The organism is Micrococcus sp. iso_26, from assembly GCF_056172975.1.
This window is the reverse complement of the sequence record NZ_CM149652.1, coordinates 1,722,853-1,743,165: the sequence shown is the minus strand read 5'-3', so window position 1 is coordinate 1,743,165 and position 20,313 is coordinate 1,722,853. Positions and strand designations below refer to the sequence as shown.

Here is a 20,313-nt window from a genome sequence, read left to right as displayed (position 1 = left end):
GACGGCGCACTCGGGGGCGGCATGGACACCTTCCGGCATCAGGGCCTGACCTTCGACGTCCGCGACGGCGGGCCGGCCGAGGGGGAGGTGGTCCTGCTGCTGCACGGCTTCCCGCAGGACGCCACGTCCTGGAGGCATGTCGAACCGCTGCTGCACGCCGCGGGGCTGCGCACGCTCGCCCCGGATCAGCGCGGCTACTCCCCGGGGGCCGCTCCGCGGGCGACGGCGGCCTATCGCCTCCCGGCGCTCGTGGGGGACGCCGTCGCGCTGGCGGACGCGGCGGGGGCGCGGCGCGTCCACGTCGTCGGCCATGACTGGGGTGGCGCCGTCGCCTGGGCGCTGGCCACCGCCCACCCCGAGCGCGTCGCGTCCCTGACGGTCCTGTCCACGCCGCACCCGGCCGCCCTGGCCCGCGCCCTGCGCGGCCCGGACCAGCTGCGCCGCAGCTGGTACATCGCCGCCTTCCAGGCGCCGGCCCTCCCCGAACGAATCCTCGCCCGACGGCTGGGCTCCCTGCTGCAACGGGGGCAGGTCCCCGGGGCGGAGCACTACGCCCGCCGGTTCTCCACCCCGCAGAGCCTGCGCGGCCCGGTGAACTGGTATCGGGCGAACCCGGATCTGGTGACCACCACGAGCAGCGCGCCCGTGTCGGTCCCCACCACGTATGTGTGGGGCACCCGGGACGCGGCCCTGGGGCCGCGGGCCGCCGAGCTCACGGCGGGGCAGGCGGCGGGGGAGTACCGGTTCGTGGCGCTCGACGCGGACCACTGGCTGCCCGAGCGCGAGGCGGACGCCGTCGCCCGGGCGATCCTGGACCGGGTGCGCTGACCCGCGCTCCGCGCGGGCCGCTCCCGCCGTTTCAGCGCGGCCCGGCGGCCTCGGTGATCCGGTTCAGCAGGCCCATGAGGACCTGGCGCTCGGTGGCGTCGAGGGGGATCCGGGTGAGGGCGTCCACCGGGACCGTCCGGGCGGACGCCCGCAGCGCTCGTCCCTCGTCCGTCAGCCGGACCAGCACGCGTCGCTCGTCGTGGACGTCGCGCTCCCGCGTGACGAGCCCCATGCCGGCCAGGCGCCGCACCAGGGGTGTGATCGTCCCGTTGTCCATGCCGAGCCGGTCCCGCAGCGCGCCGACCCCCAGCGCGCCGGCGGCGTCCGATGTCGACGCCTCCGTCTCAGCCGAGGCGTCACTCTCCACCTGCCACAGGGTGAGCATCACGAGGTACTGCGGGTAGGTGAGGCCGAGGCGGGAGAGCAGGGGGCCGTAGCCGCGCGTGACGGCGCGCGCCGCCCGGTGCAGGGCGAAGCAGAGCTGGTCCTCGAGGGCGAGGCTGGGGGTCGGCGCGGCATCCATGGGAGCGATTCTAGTGGTCGCTGGGGAGCGACTTGGTTGCGCGCGACCTAACCGGGTGGCAGGCTGGAGCCGACTCGTCCCGCACGGGGCGGGCGGATGAAAGGACCTCTCATGGAGACCATCTACACCGCCGAGGCGCTCAGCACCGGCGCCGGCCGCGACGGCCATGTCCGCACCACCGACGGGCGGGTCGACCTCGACCTCGCGGTGCCCACCGAGATGGGCGGCTCCGGCCAGGGCACCAACCCCGAGCAGCTGTTCGCCGCCGGCTACGCCGCGTGCTTCCACTCGGCCCTGCAGATGGTCGCCCGTGCCTCCCGTGCCGACATCACCGACTCCTCCGTCGGCGCGCGCGTGGGCATCGGCCGCCAGGGTGAGGGCTTCGGCCTGGAGGTCACCCTCGAGGTCGTGCTGCCCAACGTCCCCGCGGACCAGGCCCGCGCCCTCATGGAGCAGGCGCATCAGGTGTGCCCCTATTCGAACGCCACCCGGGGCAACATCGACGTCGTCCTCGAGCTCGGGGAGGCGTGATGACGAAGCGCCGGCAGTCCGCCCCCCTCTCCCAGACCGGCGCCCGCCTCGGCCTCGGCGGGTTCATGACCGCCGCGGGGCTGTCCCACCTCACCGTGGCGCGCCGTGAGTTCCGCGCCCAGGTGCCCTCGTGGGTCCCGCTCCCGGCGGACCTCGTGGTGCTCGGATCCGGCGTGGCCGAGATCAGCCTCGGGGCCGCTCTGCTGGCGCTCCCCGGGCAGCGTCGCCTGACCGGCACCGCCCTGGCGGCCTTCTACACCGCGATCTACCCCGGGAACATCGGGCAGTACGCCGAGCGCAAGGACGGCTTCGGGCTGGACACGGACGGCCGCCGCCTGGCGCGGCTGTTCGGCCAGCCCGCCCTCATCGCGGCCGCCCTGTGGGCCGCGGGAATCCCCGAGCGGGAGCAGGGCGGGCGCAGCTGACGCCGTCGCCGGTCCTGCGGTCCTGGGCCGGCTCCGGGCGCGTGCCCGGAGCCGGCGTGTTCTCACCCCGCCCCGAGGCGCGGCCCGTTCCGCAGGACCTCCACGACCAGCCGCAGGGCGATCGGGAAGGCGTCCTCATCCAGCCCGAACCGCGGGTTGTGGTGACCCGCGTCGAAGCCCTTGGCGGCGTTGCCGGCCCCCACGAACACGTACGTGGCGGGCGCGGTCCGGGAGAAGGCCGCGAAGTCCTCGCCGCCGAGCATCGGCGGGTCGGTGATCACCGAGCCCGGGAACAGGTCCTCGCACAGCTCCTGGACCACAGCGGTGCGGGCCGGGTCGTTCCACACCATGTCGTAGCCGCGCAGATAGTCCAGTTCGCAGCGCAGACCGGGGTTCGCCGTCTCCAGGCCGCGGACCATGTCCCGCATCGCCGCCTCGACCGTGTCCCGCACGTCGTCGTCATGCGTGCGGACCACGCCGCCGATGTGCGCCTCCGGCGGGTACACGTTCAGCGCTGACTGACGTCCGGCGTCCATCCACGTCGTGGACACCACGCACGGGTCCAGGCCGGCCACCCGGCGGGACGGGATGAGCAGGAACTGCTGGATCAGGGAGCTTGCCGCGGTGACCACGTCCACGGCGTCCTCCGGGGTGGACGCGTGGGCGCCCTCGCCCCGCAGGTGCACCTCGAACAGGTCCGAGTTCGCCGAGGCCGGGCCGGGCTTGATGTCCACCGTGCCCGTGGGGAGGGTGCTCCAGTAGTGGAAGCCGAAGAAGTAGTCGACGTCCGCGAACCGGCCCGTCTCCACCATCTCCTTGGCCCCACCGGGCGGGGTCTCCTCCGCGTGCTGGAAGATGCCGAGCACGGTGCCGGTCAGCTCGTCCAGGTGATCGTGCGCCCAGACCAGGGCGGACATGATGGTGGCCGTGTGGCCGTCGTGACCGCAGCCGTGCATGCGACCCGGCGTCGTCGAGGCGAAGTCCAGGTCGGGGCGGTCCTCGGTCATCGCCAACCCGTCGATGTCCGCGCGCAGACCCAGGGTGGGGCCGGGGCGGCCGGTGTCCAGGGTCACCACGAGGCTCGTCGGCGTGAGGTTCTCGAACGTGGCGCCCGGCAGGCGCGGCTCCAGCTCGGCACGGATGTAGCGGACAGTCTCGTGCTCCTCGAACGAGGCCTCCGGGTGCTGGTGCAGGTGGCGGCGCCAGGCGACGAGCTGGTCCTGGTAGGCGTCGATGTCGGCGGACATGGGGGTCTCCTCTCGGTCGGGGCGGGACGTCACGGGGTGGGCAGGTGGATGGGACCGTCCGGCCCCATCGGCCAGCCCAGCAGGTACCAGACGACCATCATGGCGGTCCACGCCAGGCCCATCGCGAGCGAGTAGGGCACCAGCGTGGAGATGAACGTGCCGATGCCGAGCTTCTTGTCGTAGCGCTGGGCGTAGGTCAGCACCAGGGCGAAGTACGGGAACATGGGCGTGATCGGGTTCGTGACGGCGTCGCCGATGCGGTACACCATCTGCGTGAACGCCGGGTGGTAGCCCAGCAGCATCATCATCGGGATGAAGATCGGCGCCAGGATCGCCCACTTGGCGGAGGCCGACCCGACGAAGAGGTTCACGACGGCGGAGATCGCGATGATCCCGAGGATCAGCACGATGCCGTCCTGGCCCTGGAGCAGTTCGGCGCCGCGGATGGCCAGGATGGCGCCCATGTTGGACGCGCTCACGTACGACAGCAGCTGCGAGGCGAAGAAGACGACGACGATGAAGCTGGCCATCGTGGCCATGGACTCCACCATCATGCGGGCGACGTCCGAGGAGCCCGTGATCGTCTTGGCCCGGACCCCGTAGACCAGGCCCGGGAGGAAGAACGCCAGGGCAAGGATCAGCCCGATGCCGTTCATCAGGGGCGCGTCGGTGGTCAGGGAGCCGGTCTCGGCGTTGCGCAGGAACGAGCCCTGGGGGATGCAGGCGGCCACCACGAGCGCGGCGAACAGTGCCAGCGCCACCAGGGCCCACCGGTTGGCCCGGCGCTGGACGTCGGTGACCTCCATGTCCCCGGCCTCGACGTCGTCCGTCTCCTGGTAGGCGCCCAGGCGGGGGATCGCGATCTTGGTGGTGACGAGCCACAGCACCGGCAGGAGGACGACGACGGAGGCGGCGATGAACCACCAGTTCATCGGGACGGTCGTCTCGATGTCGGGGTCGATGATGACCGCGGCCTCCTGGGTGAAGCCCTGGACGAGGGCGTCGGACATGCCGATCATCAGGTTCGCCGCGAAGCCACCGGTCGCGGCCGCGTAGGCCAGGGCGATGCCGGCGATCGGGTGCCAGCCCAGCTTGTGGAAGATCAGGGCGGCCAGCGGGGGCAGGACGATCGGGGCGGCGTCGCCGGCGATGTTGCCGAGCAGTCCGATGAGCGCGATCGCGGGGATGATCAGGCCCTTGGGGGCGCTGGTCATGGACTGCGTCAGGCCGACCTCGAACCATCCCGACCGCTCGGCGACGCCGATGCCGAGCATGATGATGAGCACCTGTCCCAGCGGGGCGAAGGCGCCGAAGGTCTTGGCGGCGTCGCCGATGACGACGCGCATGCCCTCCGTGCTGAGCAGATTGGTCGCCACGAGGGTCTCACCCGTGCCCGGGTGGACCGCGCTCCACCCGCTCAGCCCGGCCACGGCGGACGCCGCCAGGGTCAGGGCGCAGAGGGCCGCGAAGATGATGATCGGGTCCGGGAGCTTGTTGCCGCTCCATTCGATCACGTTGAGGAACCTGTTGAGCAGGCCTCCGGGGGCGTGTTTCCGGGGTGAGGCGTCGGCGGCGGTGGACCCACCGGTGGGCGAGGTCATGGGACTCCTCCGAGGTGCGAGAGACGGTGAGACCTCGGCCACAGGGGCGAGGTACGGCCCACTGTAGGGTGCCCCGTCGCAGGTGTCCCGCAGGTGTCCCGCGGGTGTCCGGTCCGGCGGGCCGTCAGCCTTGACGCATCGTCCCGGTCTCGAGGAAGCGCTGGTGCCAGGACAGGGCCTCGCCCAACAGGTGCGGGGTGTGCAGGCCGTCCGACTCACGCATCGCGCGGTCGAAGTAGTCCCGCAGCTGCTCCCTGTAGTCCGGGTGCGCGCACGTGTCGATGATCGTGCGGGCGCGCTGCTTGGGGGAGAGGCCGCGCAGGTCGGCCAGCCCCTGCTCGGTGACCACCACGTGCACGTCGTGCTCGGTGTGGTCCACGTGCGAGACCATCGGCACGATGCAGGAGATGTCCCCGCCCTTGGCCGTGGACGGGGTGAGGAAGAACGAGGTGAACGCGTTGCGGGCGAAGTCGCCGGAGCCGCCGAGACCGTTCATCATCTTCGTGCCCATCAGGTGCGTGGAGTTCACGTTGCCGTACAGATCGGCCTCGAGCATGCCGTTCATGGCGAGGATGCCGAGCCGGCGCACGAGCTCGGGGTGGTTGGAGATCTCCTGGGTGCGCAGGATCAGCTTGTCCCGATACTTCGCGGCGTTGTCGTTGAACCGTTCGGCGGCCTCGGTGGACAGGGAGAACGCGGTCGCGGACGCGGTCGCCAGGGTGCCGGAGTCCAGGGCGTCGAGCATGCCGTCCTGCACCACCTCGGTGAACGCGGACAGGCCCGTGAACCGGGACTTCACCAGCTCGGACATCACCGCGTTCGCGATGTTGCCCACGCCCGACTGCAGCGGCAGCAGTCGCTCGTCGTACCGGCCCTGGGCCACCTCGTGCTCGAAGAACTCCACGAGGTGCTGGGCGATCGCGATCGAGTCCGCGTCGGCGGGCTTGAAGGCAGAGTTCCGGTCCGGGGCGTGGGTCTCGACGACGGCCACCACCTTGGCCGGATCGCACCGCAGGTACGTCTCACCGATGCGGTCCGCGGGGTGGGTGAGCATGATCGGCGTGCGGTGCGGGGGCAGCGCGGTGCCGTAGTAGACGTCATGCAGACCCTCGAGGTCCTCGCTCTGCCACGAGTTGACCTCGAGGATCACCTGATCCGCCAGGTCGATCCAGGACTTGTTGTTGCCCACGGAGGAGCTGGGGACGAGACGGCCGTCCTCGCGGATCCCGGACACCTCGATCACCGCGGTGGTCATGGGCCCGTAGAAGCCGTTCCACACGGTCTGCGCCAGGTGGGACAGGTGTGTGTCGATGTACTCGATCGCGCCCGCGTTGATCTTGGCGCGCATCGTCGGGTCCGACTGGAACGGGGTGCGCAGCGCGACGGCGTCCGCCTCGGCCAGCGCACCGTCCATCTCCGCGGAGGTGGACGCCCCCGTGTGGAGGTTGATGCGGAACTCCTCGCCGCGCGCGTGCAGCTCCTTGGCCCGCTCGGCCAGCGCCGTCGGCACGGCCTTCGGGTAGCCGGACCCCGTGAACCCGCTCATGCCCACGGTGGTGCCGTGCTGGATGAACGCCGCCGCCTCCGCGGCGGACATCACCTTCGACCGGAGGCCGGGGTGGTGGATGCGGGACGACATGGGTGAGGCCTCCGTGCGGGTGAGACGAGTCGAGCGAGAGCGCTGTGACGTGGAACAGCGATCAGCGTACCCGCGTCACGGGTGGCCGTGGGGATGATCACGCCGGAGGACACGGGCCCGCCCTGCGTGATCGACGACGGCGAACAGGGCTCGGCCCTCCGGGCCGGCACCGCCTCGTATCCTGGCCTCGTGCACCCGTCTGTGAGCGAGCCCCTCACCCGACTGCCGGACGGCACCGTCAAGCAGCGCAACCCCTTCACCGGCACCGAGGTCTGGACCGTGCCCGGCCGCGGCCACCGCCCGCTCGGCCTCGTCCGGCCCGCCCCGCAGCCGCTCGACCCCGCCCAGCACGGCCGGCACTGCGCCTTCTGCGAGCACCGGATGCTGGAGACGCCGCCGGAGAAGTCACGCATCGTCTCCATGAGGGCCGACGACGGCGCCCCGGCCTGGCAGATCCTGCGGCACCCGGCCGCGGAGCGGCTCGAGGAGACGACCCCGGCCTTTCGCCGGGTCCCCAACCTCTTCGAGATCCTCAGCTACGACTACTGGCGTCTCAACCACGGCTATGAACTTCCCCCGGACGCGCGCCGCCGCCGTGACGAGTACCTGGCCACCGAGGCCGGCCGCGCCCACGTGCGCGCCGTCGTCGCCGCGAAGCTGCGCGCCTCCGGCCGCTCCGCCGAGGAGGCGGCGGCGATGTCCGAGGCGGAGCTGATCGGGGCGTCGGCCGCATTCTTCGGCGGCACGCACGACGTCGTGATCGCTCGGCGGCACTTCGTCGACGGGGCCGTGGACGACCACCAGCTGGCCTCCTCGGGCACCCTCACCCCGGACGAGCACCACGCGTTCCTGGCCCTGACCGCCGACGCGATGCGGGACCTCTACGCAACCACGCCCGCCGTGCGGTACGTCTCCGTGTTCCAGAACTGGCTCAAGCCCGCCGGCGCCTCCTTCGACCACCTGCACAAGCAGCTCGTGGCCATCGACGAGGTCGGCGCGCAGAACGTCGCCGCCCCGGACCGGCTGCGGGAGGACCCGCAGGTGTTCAACCACGCCGCGCTGGACGTGGCCGTGGCGCACGACCTCGTGATCGCCGCGAACGAGCACGCCGTGATGTTCGCCGGCTTCGGTCACCGGTATCCGACGGTCGAGGTCTACTCCACGAGCCCGGTGGGGCAGCCGTGGCGGCAGACCGCGGCCGAGCTGCGCGCCGTCTCCGACCTGCTGCACGCCGCCCACGCGGCCACCGGGCCCGATGTCCCCTCCAACGAGGAATGGCACACCCGCCCGCCCGGCGTCGCCTCCCCGATGCCCTGGCGCGTGATGCTCAAGTGGCGCGTCTCCACCCTCGCCGGCTTCGAGGGCGCCACCAAGATCAACGTCAACACGATCAGCCCGTGGGACGTGCGGGACCGGGTGCTGGCGCGGCTGCGGGAGCTGCGGGCGGCGGGCGCGCTCGCGGACGGGATGCGGATCGGGGCCGACGCGCGGGTCCGGCCGGGCGCCCTGCGGTACGCCGACGGAGCGGCGAGACTCACCCCTCCGCGCGGTCGGTAGCGTGGGCGTCATGGCCCTCCACCTGCAGCGCTACCGCGAGATCGCCCACGTCATGGCCCGCAACGGCCTCAGGGCCACGGCCGTGCAGGCCGGGCTCTCCCGGTGGCTGCCCCTCGAGGAGGGGGAGCCGCACCTGGGCATCGACGCCGAGGCCCGCCCCGAGCTGTTCGTGCGCACGTTCGAGGAGCTGGGCGTCACCTTCGTGAAGCTCGGGCAGCTGATCTCGGCGCGCCCGGACCTGTTCCCCGAGGCCTACTGCGCGGCGTTCGCCCGCCTCACGGACAGCACGACGGCGGTGCCCTTCGAGGCCGTCGCCCGGACGGTCGAGGAGGACCTCGGCGCCGACGTCGACACCCTGTTCGCCTGGTTCGACCGGGCGCCCCTGGCCACCGCCTCCATCGGTCAGGCCCACCGTGCGCGCCTGCACGACGGGCGCGCCGTCGTCGTGAAGGTCCGCAAGCCCGGTGTGGTGGAGCAGGCCCAGGCGGACCTGGAGATCCTGCGGACGCTGGCGGCCACGTGGTCGCGGGCCTCACGGACCTTCGCCGACCTGGACGTGCCGGCCATGGTGGACGAGTTCGACCGCTCGCTGCGCGCCGAGCTCGACTACGTGGTGGAGGCGCGGGCCTGCGAGGAGATCGCCGCCGGCTTCCGGGACACCCCGGGCGTGCGGTTCCCGTGGATCGAGTGGGACCTGACCACCTCGCGCGTGCTGACCATGCAGGAGCTCTCCGGGCTGCGCGTGGACGACCTGGCCGGACTCGACGCCGCCGGCATCGACCGGGAGGAGCTGGCGTACCGGGCCGCCGACGTGCTGCTGGCCATGGTGTTCGAGCACGGCGTGTTCCATGCGGACCCGCACCCGGGCAACCTGTTCATCGAGCCGGACGGGACCGTCGGGTTCATCGACTTCGGCTCCGTCGGGCGGATCTCCCCGTCCCTCCGGCGCCGGTTCGCGGGCCTGGCCATGGCGCTGGCCCGGCAGGACACCGACGGGCTGGTGCGGGCCCTGCTGGACATCGCCCCGCCGCGCGGCCCGGTGGACCGCCGTCGGCTCCGGCTGGAGGTGGCCCGGATCGTCGGCCGCCTCGAGGGGCGCGAGCTCGAGGACATCCGCGTGGCGCAGCTGGTCTCGGAGATCTTCGCCCTGGTGCGGCGCCACCGGCTGTCCCTGCCGCCCGAGCTCGTGCAGCTGCTGCGGATGCTGATCATCGTGGACGGCATCGGCCGCCGCCTGCACCCCGGCTTCGACTACACCCGCGTGCTCGACCCCTTCGCCCTACGCCTTGTGGGGGAGCACCTCGACCCCCGGCGGGTGGCGGGCCGGATCGGCCGGGCCACGATCGCGGCGGCCGAGCTCGGCATCGACCTGCCGGAGTACGCCCGCAAGGTGATGGAACGCATCGACGACGGCGGGATCGACGTCACCGTCCGCGCGAGCGAGCTCGAGCCGCTCGTGACGCGCCTCGAGCGGACGGGCGACCGGGTGGTGGCCGCCATGGTGGTGGCCGCGATGATCACCGGCGGCACGAACGTGCTCGTGGCGTACAAGGACCGGCTCGGCCGCTTCGCCGGGCCGGTGGTGGCCGCCGGCGGCGCCGCCCTGACCGGCGGCAGCGCCTATCTGGCCTGGATCAGCCGCCCGCGGCGTCGCCCCCGCTGAGGGCCGTGGGCGGGGTCAGTCGTCGGGATCATGCCCGCACCAGACCGGCCGCGGTGCAGGCCGTCTCGAAGTCGTCGAGGCCGAACGCCTGGATCGGGCTGACGACGCCGGCCTCGCGGGCCTGTCCTGCGGCGAGCTGCCGGGCGCCCCAGGCCATGAGGTCCCCGGTCAACGTGTAGGCGTTGGGGCCGCTCAGGTGGACGTCCGCCACGATGCGGCCGGCCGCGTCGCGCGCGATCGCCCCGACCCGGGAGCCCGTGCGGGCCCGGTCTGCGGCGTCGGGGCCACCCGGGTCGCCGGCCAGGGGCCGCAGCAGGGCCTGCACGCCGCGGGCGACGCCGGGGAGCCACCCCACCGCGCCGAGGGCGGCGGCGCCGATCTGCGTGGGCCGGGCCGGGAACCAGCCGTTGAAGACCTCGACCTCGTCCAGGCCGGGCTGCATCCGCGGCAGGAACAGGGACTCCGTGCCGCCGAACAGCACGCCGCGGCGGTCCTGCCCGTCGACCCGGAAGACGGCCGACCGGCTGGCCGGGCCCGTGGTCGCCAGCCGCCCGCCGCGCCACGTGATCGTCCGCTCGGTGAGGGCGCCCACCATCGTCTGGCGCGTCCCGTGGCTGAGGTCGACGCGCGGGTCCAGCTCGCCGTCGGCGAAGTAGCCGATCTGCAGGGACCGTGCGCGTCCACCGGCCTCCGCCAGCGCGAGCCCGCCCGCGAGCATGCCCGGCGCGTAGTCGAAGCCGAGGGCGGGCAGCAGGGTGGCGCCCGTGCGTCGGGCGGTGGCGTCCAGGTCCGCCTTGAGGTCCTTCACGAAGCCGACCTCACCGGTCGAGTCCACGTAGTGCGCGCCCCGCTCCGCGGCGGCGCGGGCGACCGGTCGGCCGTAGCGTTCGAAGGGGCCGACCGTGGAGACCAGCACATCGCCCTCCGTGACCAGGGCCCTCAGCGAGGCGGGGTCCCCGGCGTCGGCGACGGCGACCTCCAGCCCGTCGTGCCGCCTCGCCGCGTGCTGGAGCGAGTCCCGGTTCCTGCCCGCCAGCACGGGCCGTGCGCCCTGGGCCACGAGGGCGTCCACGACGAGGGATCCGGCGTAGCCCGTCGCGCCGAGCACGATGATGCGGGGGGCGTCGGGGTGGTCGAGGTGCAGGGGAGAATCCGTCATGGCCCCACGCTAGGTGTAGGAGGGCATGACGTTGTTGACTCGGGCCGGTGCCAACGAGGCCGGCGGGGCGTTCCCGCAGGAGGTATGAGGCCGATGGTAGTTGTAGTGGTTCACCCACACGGCCAGCGCCTCACGCCGAGCTGTCTCTGAGGTATACGGGCGGGCGTAGAGGACCTCATCGACCATCAGCCGGTTGTACCTCTCCACCTTCCCGTTATGGCGCGGGGTGTAGGGGCGGATCCGGTGGTGCCGGCCCCCGAGCGAGACCACCTTGGCGGTGAAGTCCGCAGCCCGGTAGTTGTTTCCGTTGTCCGTGATCACCCGGTCCACGGTGATGCCGTGGGCGGCGAAGAACGCCCTCGCCCGGCAGTAGAAGCTCACGGTCGTGGCCGCCCGCTCGTCCTCCAACGCCTCGGTGTAGGCCAGCCGGGTGAACCCGTCGATCGCCGAGTGCAGATAGGTGTACCCGACCCGCCGGCCAGGCCCGCGCTTGGAAGCACGGCCTGCTTCACTTTCACGTCCGTGGGTGCGCCAGCCGCCCCCGTCTGGGATCTTCCCGATCTTCTTCACGTCCAGGTGCACCATGTGCCCCGGCCCTCTCGCGGTGATCTTCTGGGGTCGTTGGCGCAGGTCTTCTCCGGCCGGGGTCAGGTCCCGTAGGCGGGAGATCCCGAGTCGGTGCAGCCACCGTCCCACGGTACGAAGACACACCCGGTGGCCCTCGGAGACGAGGTAGTGATGGATGCGCCGTGCGGACCACTTGCGCTCCCGCCGCAGGGCGTGGATCTGGGCGACCAAGACCGGATCGAGCTGGGCAGGTGAACGGTGCGGCCGGCTGGGCAGGTCCTGAAGGCCGGCTTCTCCCTGGGCGCGGTAGCGGGCGACCCAAGTGGCCACCGTGGGCCGGCTCACCCGGAACTCGGCGGCCACGTGCGCCTGCGGGATCCCGTCGTGCAGGTGGCGGTGGACCATCCTGAGACGGCCGGTGGGAGTCAGGGGTGCGTTAGCGTGAGTCATGAGCGGGTCTCTTCTGGCAGGTCGGTGGTGTAGGAACTTCCATCCTGCGGGAGAGGCCCACTCGTCTCATCTCAGCCCGGTACCCATGTCAAGAACCTCATGACCCACAACAGCTAGGCCGCGCACGCGGAGACCTCACGGGCTCGGCGACGCCGATCCGCGTGGACCCCCTCTCGCGCTCCCGGACCGGCGGACCCGGACATGGCGAGCCTGGCCCGGCACCCGCCTGCAGGGGCAGACTCGGGGGATGACCCGTACCCCGCCCGCCGTCGCCCCGCCCGCCGCCGAGTCCGGCGGCGAGAGCCTGCTGACCGTCCTGATCGCCCTCGGCGTGAACACGGTGATCGCCGTCGTCAAGTCGATCGTGGGCGCGGTCACCGGCTCAGCCGTGATGGTGGCGGAGGCCGCGCACTCCTGGGCCGACGCCGGCAATGAGGTCTTCCTGCTGCTGGCGGAGCGTCGGGCCGGCCGAGCCCCCGACGCGCGGCACCCGCTGGGCTACGGGCGGGCGGCCTACGTGTGGTCGATGGTCGCGGCCTTCGGCCTGTTCGCGGTGGGCTCGGCGGTCTCGGTCTGGCACGGGATCACGGCCTGGTCCGCCCCCGAGGAGGAGGCGGAGTACACGATCGCGTACATCGTGCTCGCCGTCGCGTTCGTGCTCGAGGGCATCTCGTTCCTGAACGCGCACCGGCGCGTCCGCCGCGACGCGGAGCGGCGGCACATCAGCGATGCCACGTTCCTGCGCCAGACCTCGGACCCCACGCTGCGCGCCGTGTGGGTGGAGGACGCCTCGGCCCTGATCGGCCTGGCCATCGCGGCCGCCGCCCTCGCCCTGCACCAGCTCACCGGGGACCCCCGGTGGGACGCCGCCGGCTCGATCCTCGTGGGCGTGCTGCTCGGGGTCGTCGCGATCTTCCTGCTCTCGCGGAACATGGCGTTCCTCGTCGGCGAGGTCGCCGACCCGGTGATCCGGACCCGGGTGCTGCGCTGGCTGCTGGAGCGGCCCGAGGTGCTCTCCGTGAGCTACCTGCACCTCGAGTACGTCGGCCCGGAGAAGCTCTTCGTCGTCGGGGCCGTGGACCTGGCCGGGGACGAGCGGGAGAGCGAGGCCGCGGTCCTGCTCCAGCGCGTGGAGGACGCCCTCCTCGAACACCCGCGCGTGGCCGCCGTCGTGCTCTCCCTGTCCAACCCCGCCCACGCGCCCCTGGCCCCGGAATCGCAGAACACCCGCGTCTGAGCCCGCGCGGCCGGCGGGCGAGCGGCCTCAGTCGAGGCCGGGGCGGCGGCGCGTGCGCTTCACCTCGGAGCGACGGTGTTTGGCCTCCAGGCGGCGCCGCCGAGAGCCGCGCGTCGGCTTGGTAGCCCGCCGCGGCGTCGGCGGGGCCAGGGCCTCGCGCAGCAGCGCCGCGAGCCGCTCGCGGGCGGCCACCCGGTTGCGCCGCTGGGCCCGGTGCTCCGCCACGCTGACGGTGAGCACCGTGCCGGCCAGCCGGGGTGCCAGCCGTGCGAGGACGCGGGCGCGCTGGACGTCGTCGAGGGCGGAGGTGGCCGCCAGGTCCAGGCTGAGCTGGACCCGCGAGTCCGCCGTGTTCACGCCTTGACCGCCCGGGCCGGAGGCGTGGGAGAAGCGCTCGACGAGTTCGCCCGCGGGGATGACCAGCCCGCGGGGTGCGCCGGGGCCGGGGGTGACGCGCACGTCGCCGGGGCGGGGCTCAGCCACGGGGCGCCGCCGTCCGTGGTCCGCGCAGGTCCGCGAGTGCGACGAGGAGCGCGAGCGCCATGCACCCCGCCACCAGGGTGAAGGCGGCCATGAACGCCCCGTCCCAGTCGGCACCGGAGGCGACGCCCAGGAACACCCCCACGATCACGGCGGTGCCGACGGCCGTGCCGACGCGCTGGCCGGTCTGCAGGACGCCGCCGGCCGTGCCGGAGTGCCGCGGCGGGACCTCGGCCAGGCTGAGGGTCTGGTTGGGGGAGACCACCAGCCCCTGCCCGGCACCCAAGATGGCGAGGGTGAGCAGCAGCCACCACGGGCTCAGGCCGAACTCCCGGTTGGCCCACGCCACCCCGATGGAGCCCACGACGGCGAGCAGCGCCAGCGCGATGCCGAGGACGACGATCTTCCGGCCCGTGCGCAGCACCACGCGACCGGCCACGGTGGACATCACGCTCGACATGACCGCCGAGGGAAGGCCGATGAGTGCGGCGTGCAGCGCCGGGTAGCCCAGCCCGTTCTGCATGAACATGGCGATCACCACGAACATGCTGGTCGAGCCGGTGAAGTAGATGGCGATCAGCAGGGCGCCGCACGCGAAGCTGCGGGTCTGGAACAGGCGCAGGTCCACCATCGGGGCGCGGCCCCGTCGGGCGTAGCGGGCCTCCCAGCGTGTCCAGAGGGCGGCCAGGCCGATGCCGACGGGCACGAGCACGAACCGCCACGGCCCGAGCTCACGGTCCAGGAACGGGAGCATGACGGCCACGAGGGCGCCGGCCAGCAGGACGACGCCGACCGGGTCCAGGTCCGGACGCCGCGCCCGCTCGGGGGCGGTGCGCGGCAGCCACTGGCGGGCCACGATCAGGGCGCCGAGGGCGATGGGCACGTTCACCAGAAAGGTCGCGCGCCAGCCGAGGTCGCCGCCGAGCCACGCGATGAGCCCGCCGCTGAGCAGCGGCCCCACCGCCACGGACACCCCGACGACGGCGCCGAGCGCCCCGAACGCCCGGGCGCGGGAGGCGCCGGAGAACTCGCCCTGGATGAAGCCGGTGACCTGCGGGTTGAGCAGGCCCGCGCCCACGCCCATGACCAGGCGCGCGAGCACGAGCAGGACGCCCGTGGGCGCCAGGCCGGACAGGAGCGCACCGAGCGCGAACACGCCGAGGCCCACCAGGAACAGCCGGCGGCGGCCGAAGAGGTCACCCGCCCGGCCCGCCGGCACGAGCACCATGCCGAACACGAGGGTGTAGCCGGAGATGGCCCACTGCAGCTCCGCGTCGCTGGCGTCCAGGCCCCGCTGCAGGGCGGGCAGGGCCACGTTGATGCTGGACACGGCCAGCAGGGACATGAAGATCGGGATGAGGAGCACCGCGAGGATGCGCTGCTGGTGCGGGGTGAAGACCGAGGACGCGGCGCCGTCGGACGGACGCGGGGCGACGGGCATGCGGTCTCCTTCACAAGGGTGTCTCGGGCGCTCTCCAGGATCGGCCCTCGTCCCGCATCGTGCCAGGTCCGAGGGTCCTCGGCCCGGTGCGGCGCACGGAGGCTGTGACCGCGACCGATGCCCTGCCGCCCCTCACTTCGCGTCCGCGTACGACCCCACGCTGGAGACGGTGAGCGGGAAGTCCACGGGGGCGGGGCCGAACAGCAGGCGGCCGGCGGCGCTCGCGGACTCCGCCACGACCGTCCGCACGGCCTCGGCCTCCGTGGCCGGGCCGTGCAGGACGACCTCGTCGTGGACGAAGAACACGAGTTCCGTGCGCATGCCGGCCGAGCGCAGTCGACGGCGGATCTCGCCCATCCAGCACAGCGCCCACTCGGCCGCGGTGCCCTGCACCACGAAGTTCCGGGTGAAGCGGCCCTGGGAGCGCCGCCGTCGCCGGGCCGCGGACTCGGCGGCCTGGGTGCCGACGTCGGACACGGACTCCTGCCACTTCCGCCCCGGCGCGGGGGACCAGCGGCCCAGCCACGTGGACACCTGGCCGCCTCCCTCGCCGACGGAGGCCGCCCGCTCGAGCAGGCCGATCGCTCGGGGGTAGAGCCGGCGCAGGTGCGGCATGAGCGCCGCGGAGTCGCCCGTCGTCGAGCCGTACATCGCACCCAGCAGGGCGATCTTCGCGCGCCCGCGGTCGGCCAGCGCGGTGCCGGCCGCCCGGCCCTGCTCCGCCACCTCCCGGTACAGGTCGGGCGTGGTCCCGGCACGGGCCAGCGCCTCGTCGGCGGCCATCGCGGCGAGGATGCGCGGCTCCACCTGGGAGGCGTCGGCCACGGTCAGCGTCCACCCGGGGTCTGCGCGGACGGCGTCGCGCACCCCGGCCGGGACCTGCATGGCCCCACCGCCGTGGGCGGCCCACCGCCCGGTCACCACGCCGCCGACCAGGTAGGCGGCGTGGAACCGGCCGTCGTCGCCGATCCACTGGTCCAGCCAGTGCCAGCCGTTGGCCGTCCACAGCCGGGCCAGGGCCTTGTACTCCAGCAGAGGCGCGAGCAGCGCGGCCCGCGCCTCGCGCTCCGCGCCGCCGGCGTCGATCCAGTGCTTCAGGTCCCACTGCCGCGTGGACTCCACGGCCACGCCCGCCGTCTGCAGCGCCCGCAGCAGGCTCGGCTGCGAGTCGGGGCTCAGCCCGGGGGAGCCCAGGACGTCGGCGATGCGTTCGGCCAGGGTCTGCAGGCGGGCCGGACGCTCGCCCGGTGCAGGCCGGGGGCCGAGCTGCTCGGCGAGGAGCGCCTCGTGCACGCCCCGGTCCCACGGCAGACCCGCCGCCCGGATCTCTGCGGCCACGAGTGCGCCCTGCGACTCCGCCGCCGCGAGCAGCCGCAGCCGGTGGGGGTGGGCTGAGCCCTCGACGGCCGCCCGCTGCGCGGCCAGCTCGGCCGCGAGCACGGTGACGTCCGGGGTGGGGCCGGACTCGTCCGGCAGGTCGAAGAAGGACTCCTGACCGGCGGGCACCCGCGCCGGGCGCTCGGGTTCCGTCGGGTCGGCGACCTCGAGCTGCGCCACGGGCGTGTAACGCACCCCGCTGCCCGGCGCCGTTGCCGCGTGCCGCAGGATCCGCTGGACGAGGGCCAGGTCCCAGCACCGATCCACCCGCACCCCCGCCACCAGCCAGGCGGCGTACTCCGTCCCGACGTCGGCGAGCACCCAGCGGACCGTGCTCGGGTCCACGCCCAGGCGGGCGGGCAGACCGGCCACGAGCCCGGCCACGGACCCGGCGGCGCAGGATCCCAGGGGAGAGGCGTCGTCCCCGTCCACGGCCCACCAGGCGCCGGGGCTGCCGACGGAGGCGGGGGCGGGGCCCAGGACGACGAACATGGCCCTCATTCTGCCCCGCCGCCTCCTCTGCGCGGGGCGAGGGGCTGTGCGACTTGCACGCTCGCCAAGCGAAGAACACACTGTGCGGACGCACCGGCGCGCAGCGGGCCGTCGGGCGCCACCCAGAGAGGACCCACCATGACAGCGACCCGGTCCGGCGGCGCCGCGACGTCTCGCCTCAACGCCAAGGTGGTCGGCATCTCGGTCGCCGCCGCGCTCGGCGGCTTCCTGTTCGGCTTCGACACCTCCGTTATCAACGGTGCCGTGGACGCCCTCGCCGGGGAGTTCGGCCTCGGCGCCGGTCTGACGGGCTTCGCCGTCTCGTCGGCGCTGATCGGCTGCGCGCTCGGCGCCTGGTTCGCCGGGCCGATCGCCAACCGCCGCGGCCGCGTGCCCGTGATGGTGATCGCCGCGATCCTGTTCCTGGTCTCCGCCATCGGCTCGGGCCTGGCGTTCGGCGTGGTCGACCTGATCGTCTGGCGCATGGTCGGCGGCCTGGGCGTGGGCGCCGCGTCCGTGATCGCTCCGGCGTACATCGCGGAGGTCAGCCCGGCCCATGTGCGCGGTCGCCTCGGCTCGCTCCAGCAGCTGGCGATCGTCCTCGGCATCTTCGCCGCGCTCCTCACGGGCGCGCTCTTCGCGACGATGGCCGGGGGAGCGGCGCAGCCGTTCTGGCTCGGCGTCGACGCCTGGCGCTGGATGTTCCTGGCCGAGGCCGTCCCGGCGGTGCTGTACGGCCTGTTCGCCCTGAAGCTGCCGGAGTCCCCGCGCTACCTGGTCGCCCGCGGCCGCACGGACGAGGCGGCCGAGGTCCTGCACGAGTTCACCGGTGTGGACCGGGTGAACCTGATGATCGAGGACATCCGGCGCTCGCTGGACTCGGAGCGCCGCGAGTCGCTGGCGGACCTGCGTGGACCGGCGGCGGGCCTGCAGCCGATCGTGTGGATCGGCATCCTGCTCTCGGTCTTCCAGCAGGCCGTGGGCATCAACGTGATCTTCTACTACTCCACCACCCTGTGGCGTTCGGTGGGCTTCGGGGAGTCGGACGCCCTCACGGTCACCGTGATCACCTCGGTCACGAACATCGCCGTCACCCTCATCGCGATCGCCCTGGTGGACCGCGTCGGCCGTCGCCCCATGCTGATCGCCGGCTCCGCCGGCATGACGGTCAGCCTCGGCCTGATGGCACTGGCCTTCTCCTTCGCGCAGACCGGCGGCGCCGAGTCCGTGTCCCTGCCGCAGCCGTGGTCCACCGTGGCGCTGGTGGCCGCGAACGCCTTCGTGGTGTTCTTCGGCGCCACCTGGGGTCCGCTGGTCTGGGTGCTGCTGGGCGAGATGTTCCCGAACCGCATCCGCGCCGGCGCGCTCGCCGTGGCCGCCGCCGCGCAGTGGGCGGCGAACTTCACCGTCTCCACCACGTTCCCGTGGTTGGCGGACATCGGCCTGACCCTCGCCTACGGCCTGTACGCGGTCATGGCGGCGCTGTCCCTGGCCTTCGTGGCGGCCTTCGTCCCCGAGACCAAGGGCAAGACGCTCGAGGAGATGAGCGACGTCGTCGTGCGCTCCCCGGGGCAGCGGCGCGCGGTGCGCGCCGAGGCGGAGCGGGACCTGCGCGGCTGACACCGCCCGTCCCGACGACGGCCCCCTCCCTGAGCTGCAGACAGGGAGGGGGCCGTGGTGTGTGCGGGGCGGGTCAGCCGGCGTCGGCGCCGGTCGCGGCCCCCTCGTCGTCGAGGCGCTCCAGGCCCTCGTCCTCGGAGTCCTCGATGAGACGGTCTCCGGCGATCTTGTCGACGATCATCGCGATGGCGGCGTCGCCGGTCACGTTGGTGGCGGTGCCGAAGGAGTCGATGGCGATGTACGTGGCGACCATGAGCGCGACCTGCGGCTCGGTGAAGCCGAGCATCGAGGTCAGCAGGCCCGAGGCCGCCACGATCGCGCCGCCGGGCACGCCGGGCGCCGCGACCATGGTGACGCCCAGCATGAAGATGAAGCCCACGAACACCGGGACGTCGATCGACTGGCCCGAGAGGAACAGCACCGCGATGGAGAACGAGACGATCTTCACGGTGGAGCCGGCCAGGTGGATCGTCGCGCACAGCGGCACGACGAACGAGGCGATCGGCCGGCGCACGCCGAGCAGCAGGGTCTGGCGCAGGGTCACCGGGATGGTCGCCGCCGAGGACGAGGTGCCCAGGGCCGTCGCGTAGGCCGGCAGCATCGTCTTCAGTGCCGTGAACGGGTTGCGGCCCGCGATCGCGCCCGCGACGACGTACTGGAGGAGCAGCAGCACCACGGTGAGGCCGAAGACCAGCAGGATCACGCCGAGGAACGTGGTGATGACCTTGAAGACCTCGCCGGCGGCGGTCATGTTCAGGAACACGCCGAAGATGTAGACGGGCAGCAGCGGCACGATCAGGCCCATGACGACCCGCTCGATGATCGATCGCAGCTGGTCGAAGCTCTCGTGCAGGGCGCCGCGCGGCAGCGTCGTCAGGCCGATGCCGAGCACGAACGCGAGCAGCAGGGCCGTCATCACGCCGAAGGGCGGGTCCATCTGCACCTCGAACAGCGGGCCGAGCAGCGCGTCCTCGGGGTTGGCCATCCCCTCGAAGGACCCGGGCGTGAGGATCAGCGGGAAGACGAGCAGGCAGACCAGCAGGGCGCCGAAGCCGCCGACCAGGGTGGAGCCGTAGGCGATGCCGCCGGTCAGGGCCAGCAGCTTCCCCGCGCCCCGGCCGATGTCGCCGATGGCGGGGGCGACGAGCGCCAGGATCAGCACCGGGACGATGAAACCCAGGAAGTTCGAGAACAGCCCGTTGAAGGTGGCGAAGGCCTGCACGAGCCAGGTCGGCGCGACCAGGCCGACGAGGACGCCGGCCACGATCGCGACGAGGATGCGGGGCAGCAGGCCGAAGCGGCGGCGGGGCACGGCGACGGCGCCCCCGGAGTCGGGGCCGGACGCGTCGAGGGCGTCGGAGTGGGAGCGAGACATGGCCGACACGCTAGCGCAGGCCGTCCTGCCCGTCGCCCGGTCGGTAGGCCATCCTTGGCGGTGCCGGTGACCCCCTTCGTGGCGCAGAACACAGGGAGCGC

Annotated in this window: 17 protein-coding genes; 7 read left to right on the top strand and 10 right to left on the bottom strand. The window is 73.1% G+C overall.

Features of this window, described 5'->3' with window-relative positions; all coding sequences use genetic code 11:
- Positions 1-21 precede the first annotated feature (21 nt).
- On the top strand, positions 22-828 hold the full coding sequence (locus tag AC0VX0_RS07990; RefSeq protein ID WP_036316503.1) for an alpha/beta fold hydrolase: 807 nt from the start codon (positions 22-24) through the stop codon (positions 826-828).
- Between the two features lie 31 nt (positions 829-859).
- Here AC0VX0_RS07990 and AC0VX0_RS07985 read toward each other — a convergent pair whose 3' ends face one another.
- On the bottom strand, positions 860-1,351 hold the full coding sequence (locus tag AC0VX0_RS07985; protein WP_136940154.1) for a MarR family winged helix-turn-helix transcriptional regulator: 492 nt from the start codon (positions 1,349-1,351) through the stop codon (positions 860-862).
- A 111-nt stretch (positions 1,352-1,462) separates the two neighbouring features.
- Between AC0VX0_RS07985 and AC0VX0_RS07980 the strand changes: the two genes are divergently transcribed.
- Positions 1,463-1,882, top strand: a complete 420-nt coding sequence (locus AC0VX0_RS07980; protein WP_002855232.1) for an organic hydroperoxide resistance protein — start codon at positions 1,463-1,465, stop codon at positions 1,880-1,882.
- Positions 1,882-2,307 carry a DoxX family protein gene (locus AC0VX0_RS07975; RefSeq protein WP_475451498.1) on the top strand — a complete coding sequence of 142 codons (426 nt, stop codon included), beginning with the start codon at positions 1,882-1,884 and terminating at the stop codon, positions 2,305-2,307. The genes AC0VX0_RS07980 and AC0VX0_RS07975 overlap by 1 nt, the downstream gene beginning before the upstream one ends.
- Before the next feature lie 62 nt (positions 2,308-2,369).
- Here the strand turns inward: AC0VX0_RS07975 and AC0VX0_RS07970 are convergent, their stop codons facing one another.
- The 3 genes from AC0VX0_RS07970 to AC0VX0_RS07960 all read right to left on the bottom strand — a co-directional run bounded on the left by AC0VX0_RS07970 (position 2,370) and on the right by AC0VX0_RS07960 (position 6,794).
- Positions 2,370-3,554: a M20 metallopeptidase family protein gene (locus tag AC0VX0_RS07970; protein WP_102708431.1), complete on the bottom strand. Its 1,185-nt coding sequence runs from the start codon at positions 3,552-3,554 to the stop codon at positions 2,370-2,372.
- A gap of 29 nt (positions 3,555-3,583) precedes the next feature.
- Complete coding sequence (locus tag AC0VX0_RS07965) at positions 3,584-5,155, bottom strand: AbgT family transporter (protein ID WP_102708432.1); 1,572 nt, start codon at positions 5,153-5,155, stop codon at positions 3,584-3,586.
- Between the two features lie 124 nt (positions 5,156-5,279).
- A complete protein-coding gene (locus tag AC0VX0_RS07960; protein ID WP_135019574.1) occupies positions 5,280-6,794 on the bottom strand; it encodes an acetyl-CoA hydrolase/transferase family protein in 1,515 nt (504 codons plus the stop codon).
- Positions 6,795-6,920: 126 nt separating this feature from the next.
- Between AC0VX0_RS07960 and AC0VX0_RS07955 the strand changes: the two genes are divergently transcribed.
- Positions 6,921-8,351 (top strand): DUF4921 family protein, encoded by a 1,431-nt coding sequence (locus AC0VX0_RS07955; RefSeq protein ID WP_475452040.1) that lies wholly within the window; start codon positions 6,921-6,923, stop codon positions 8,349-8,351.
- Between the two features lie 10 nt (positions 8,352-8,361).
- Positions 8,362-10,014, top strand: a complete 1,653-nt coding sequence (locus AC0VX0_RS07950; protein ID WP_069941701.1) for an ABC1 kinase family protein — start codon at positions 8,362-8,364, stop codon at positions 10,012-10,014.
- Between the two features lie 28 nt (positions 10,015-10,042).
- Here the strand turns inward: AC0VX0_RS07950 and AC0VX0_RS07945 are convergent, their stop codons facing one another.
- Complete coding sequence (locus AC0VX0_RS07945; RefSeq protein WP_122054477.1) at positions 10,043-11,173, bottom strand: saccharopine dehydrogenase family protein; 1,131 nt, start codon at positions 11,171-11,173, stop codon at positions 10,043-10,045.
- Between the two features lie 9 nt (positions 11,174-11,182).
- Positions 11,183-12,190 carry an IS481 family transposase gene (locus AC0VX0_RS07940; protein ID WP_043279157.1) on the bottom strand — a complete coding sequence of 336 codons (1,008 nt, stop codon included), beginning with the start codon at positions 12,188-12,190 and terminating at the stop codon, positions 11,183-11,185.
- Between the two features lie 247 nt (positions 12,191-12,437).
- Here AC0VX0_RS07940 and AC0VX0_RS07935 point away from each other — a divergent pair, with 247 nt between their 5' ends.
- Positions 12,438-13,427, top strand: a complete 990-nt coding sequence (locus AC0VX0_RS07935) for a cation diffusion facilitator family transporter (RefSeq protein ID WP_475451495.1) — start codon at positions 12,438-12,440, stop codon at positions 13,425-13,427.
- A 27-nt stretch (positions 13,428-13,454) separates the two neighbouring features.
- On the opposite strand, the gene arfB is transcribed toward AC0VX0_RS07935, so the two are convergent.
- From arfB to AC0VX0_RS07920, 3 genes are all read right to left on the bottom strand, one after another.
- Positions 13,455-13,910: an alternative ribosome rescue aminoacyl-tRNA hydrolase ArfB gene (gene arfB / locus AC0VX0_RS07930; protein ID WP_036338705.1), complete on the bottom strand. Its 456-nt coding sequence runs from the start codon at positions 13,908-13,910 to the stop codon at positions 13,455-13,457.
- The gene (locus AC0VX0_RS07925) at positions 13,903-15,348 is read right to left on the bottom strand and encodes an MFS transporter (RefSeq protein ID WP_063190258.1); all 1,446 of its coding nucleotides are present in this window, start codon (positions 15,346-15,348) and stop codon (positions 13,903-13,905) included. The genes arfB and AC0VX0_RS07925 overlap by 8 nt, the downstream gene beginning before the upstream one ends.
- A gap of 132 nt (positions 15,349-15,480) precedes the next feature.
- Positions 15,481-17,217 carry a bifunctional 3'-5' exonuclease/DNA polymerase gene (locus AC0VX0_RS07920; RefSeq protein WP_221844985.1) on the bottom strand — a complete coding sequence of 579 codons (1,737 nt, stop codon included), beginning with the start codon at positions 17,215-17,217 and terminating at the stop codon, positions 15,481-15,483.
- Between the two features lie 138 nt (positions 17,218-17,355).
- Between AC0VX0_RS07920 and AC0VX0_RS07915 the strand changes: the two genes are divergently transcribed.
- Entirely contained in the window at positions 17,356-18,837 is a 1,482-nt protein-coding gene (locus AC0VX0_RS07915; RefSeq protein ID WP_221844986.1) for a sugar porter family MFS transporter, read from the top strand.
- 73 nt (positions 18,838-18,910) lie between these two features.
- On the opposite strand, the gene AC0VX0_RS07910 is transcribed toward AC0VX0_RS07915, so the two are convergent.
- Entirely contained in the window at positions 18,911-20,212 is a 1,302-nt protein-coding gene (locus tag AC0VX0_RS07910) for a dicarboxylate/amino acid:cation symporter (RefSeq protein ID WP_221844987.1), read from the bottom strand.
- Positions 20,213-20,313: the final 101 nt, after the last annotated feature.

What these genes read in the sequence shown, in the direction of transcription:
- AC0VX0_RS07990 (WP_036316503.1), top strand. Translation starts at nt 22, where the DNA reads ATGGACACCTTCCGGCATCAGGGCCTGACCTTCGACGTCCGCGACGGC.
- AC0VX0_RS07985 (WP_136940154.1), bottom strand. Translation starts at nt 1,351, where the DNA reads ATGGATGCCGCGCCGACCCCCAGCCTCGCCCTCGAGGACCAGCTCTGC.
- AC0VX0_RS07980 (WP_002855232.1), top strand. Translation starts at nt 1,463, where the DNA reads ATGGAGACCATCTACACCGCCGAGGCGCTCAGCACCGGCGCCGGCCGC.
- AC0VX0_RS07975 (WP_475451498.1), top strand. Translation starts at nt 1,882, where the DNA reads ATGACGAAGCGCCGGCAGTCCGCCCCCCTCTCCCAGACCGGCGCCCGC.
- AC0VX0_RS07970 (WP_102708431.1), bottom strand. Translation starts at nt 3,554, where the DNA reads ATGTCCGCCGACATCGACGCCTACCAGGACCAGCTCGTCGCCTGGCGC.
- AC0VX0_RS07965 (WP_102708432.1), bottom strand. Translation starts at nt 5,155, where the DNA reads ATGACCTCGCCCACCGGTGGGTCCACCGCCGCCGACGCCTCACCCCGG.
- AC0VX0_RS07960 (WP_135019574.1), bottom strand. Translation starts at nt 6,794, where the DNA reads ATGTCGTCCCGCATCCACCACCCCGGCCTCCGGTCGAAGGTGATGTCC.
- AC0VX0_RS07950 (WP_069941701.1), top strand. Translation starts at nt 8,362, where the DNA reads ATGGCCCTCCACCTGCAGCGCTACCGCGAGATCGCCCACGTCATGGCC.
- AC0VX0_RS07945 (WP_122054477.1), bottom strand. Translation starts at nt 11,173, where the DNA reads ATGACGGATTCTCCCCTGCACCTCGACCACCCCGACGCCCCCCGCATC.
- AC0VX0_RS07940 (WP_043279157.1), bottom strand. Translation starts at nt 12,190, where the DNA reads ATGACTCACGCTAACGCACCCCTGACTCCCACCGGCCGTCTCAGGATG.
- AC0VX0_RS07935 (WP_475451495.1), top strand. Translation starts at nt 12,438, where the DNA reads ATGACCCGTACCCCGCCCGCCGTCGCCCCGCCCGCCGCCGAGTCCGGC.
- AC0VX0_RS07925 (WP_063190258.1), bottom strand. Translation starts at nt 15,348, where the DNA reads ATGCCCGTCGCCCCGCGTCCGTCCGACGGCGCCGCGTCCTCGGTCTTC.
- AC0VX0_RS07920 (WP_221844985.1), bottom strand. Translation starts at nt 17,217, where the DNA reads ATGTTCGTCGTCCTGGGCCCCGCCCCCGCCTCCGTCGGCAGCCCCGGC.
- AC0VX0_RS07915 (WP_221844986.1), top strand. Translation starts at nt 17,356, where the DNA reads ATGACAGCGACCCGGTCCGGCGGCGCCGCGACGTCTCGCCTCAACGCC.
- AC0VX0_RS07910 (WP_221844987.1), bottom strand. Translation starts at nt 20,212, where the DNA reads ATGTCTCGCTCCCACTCCGACGCCCTCGACGCGTCCGGCCCCGACTCC.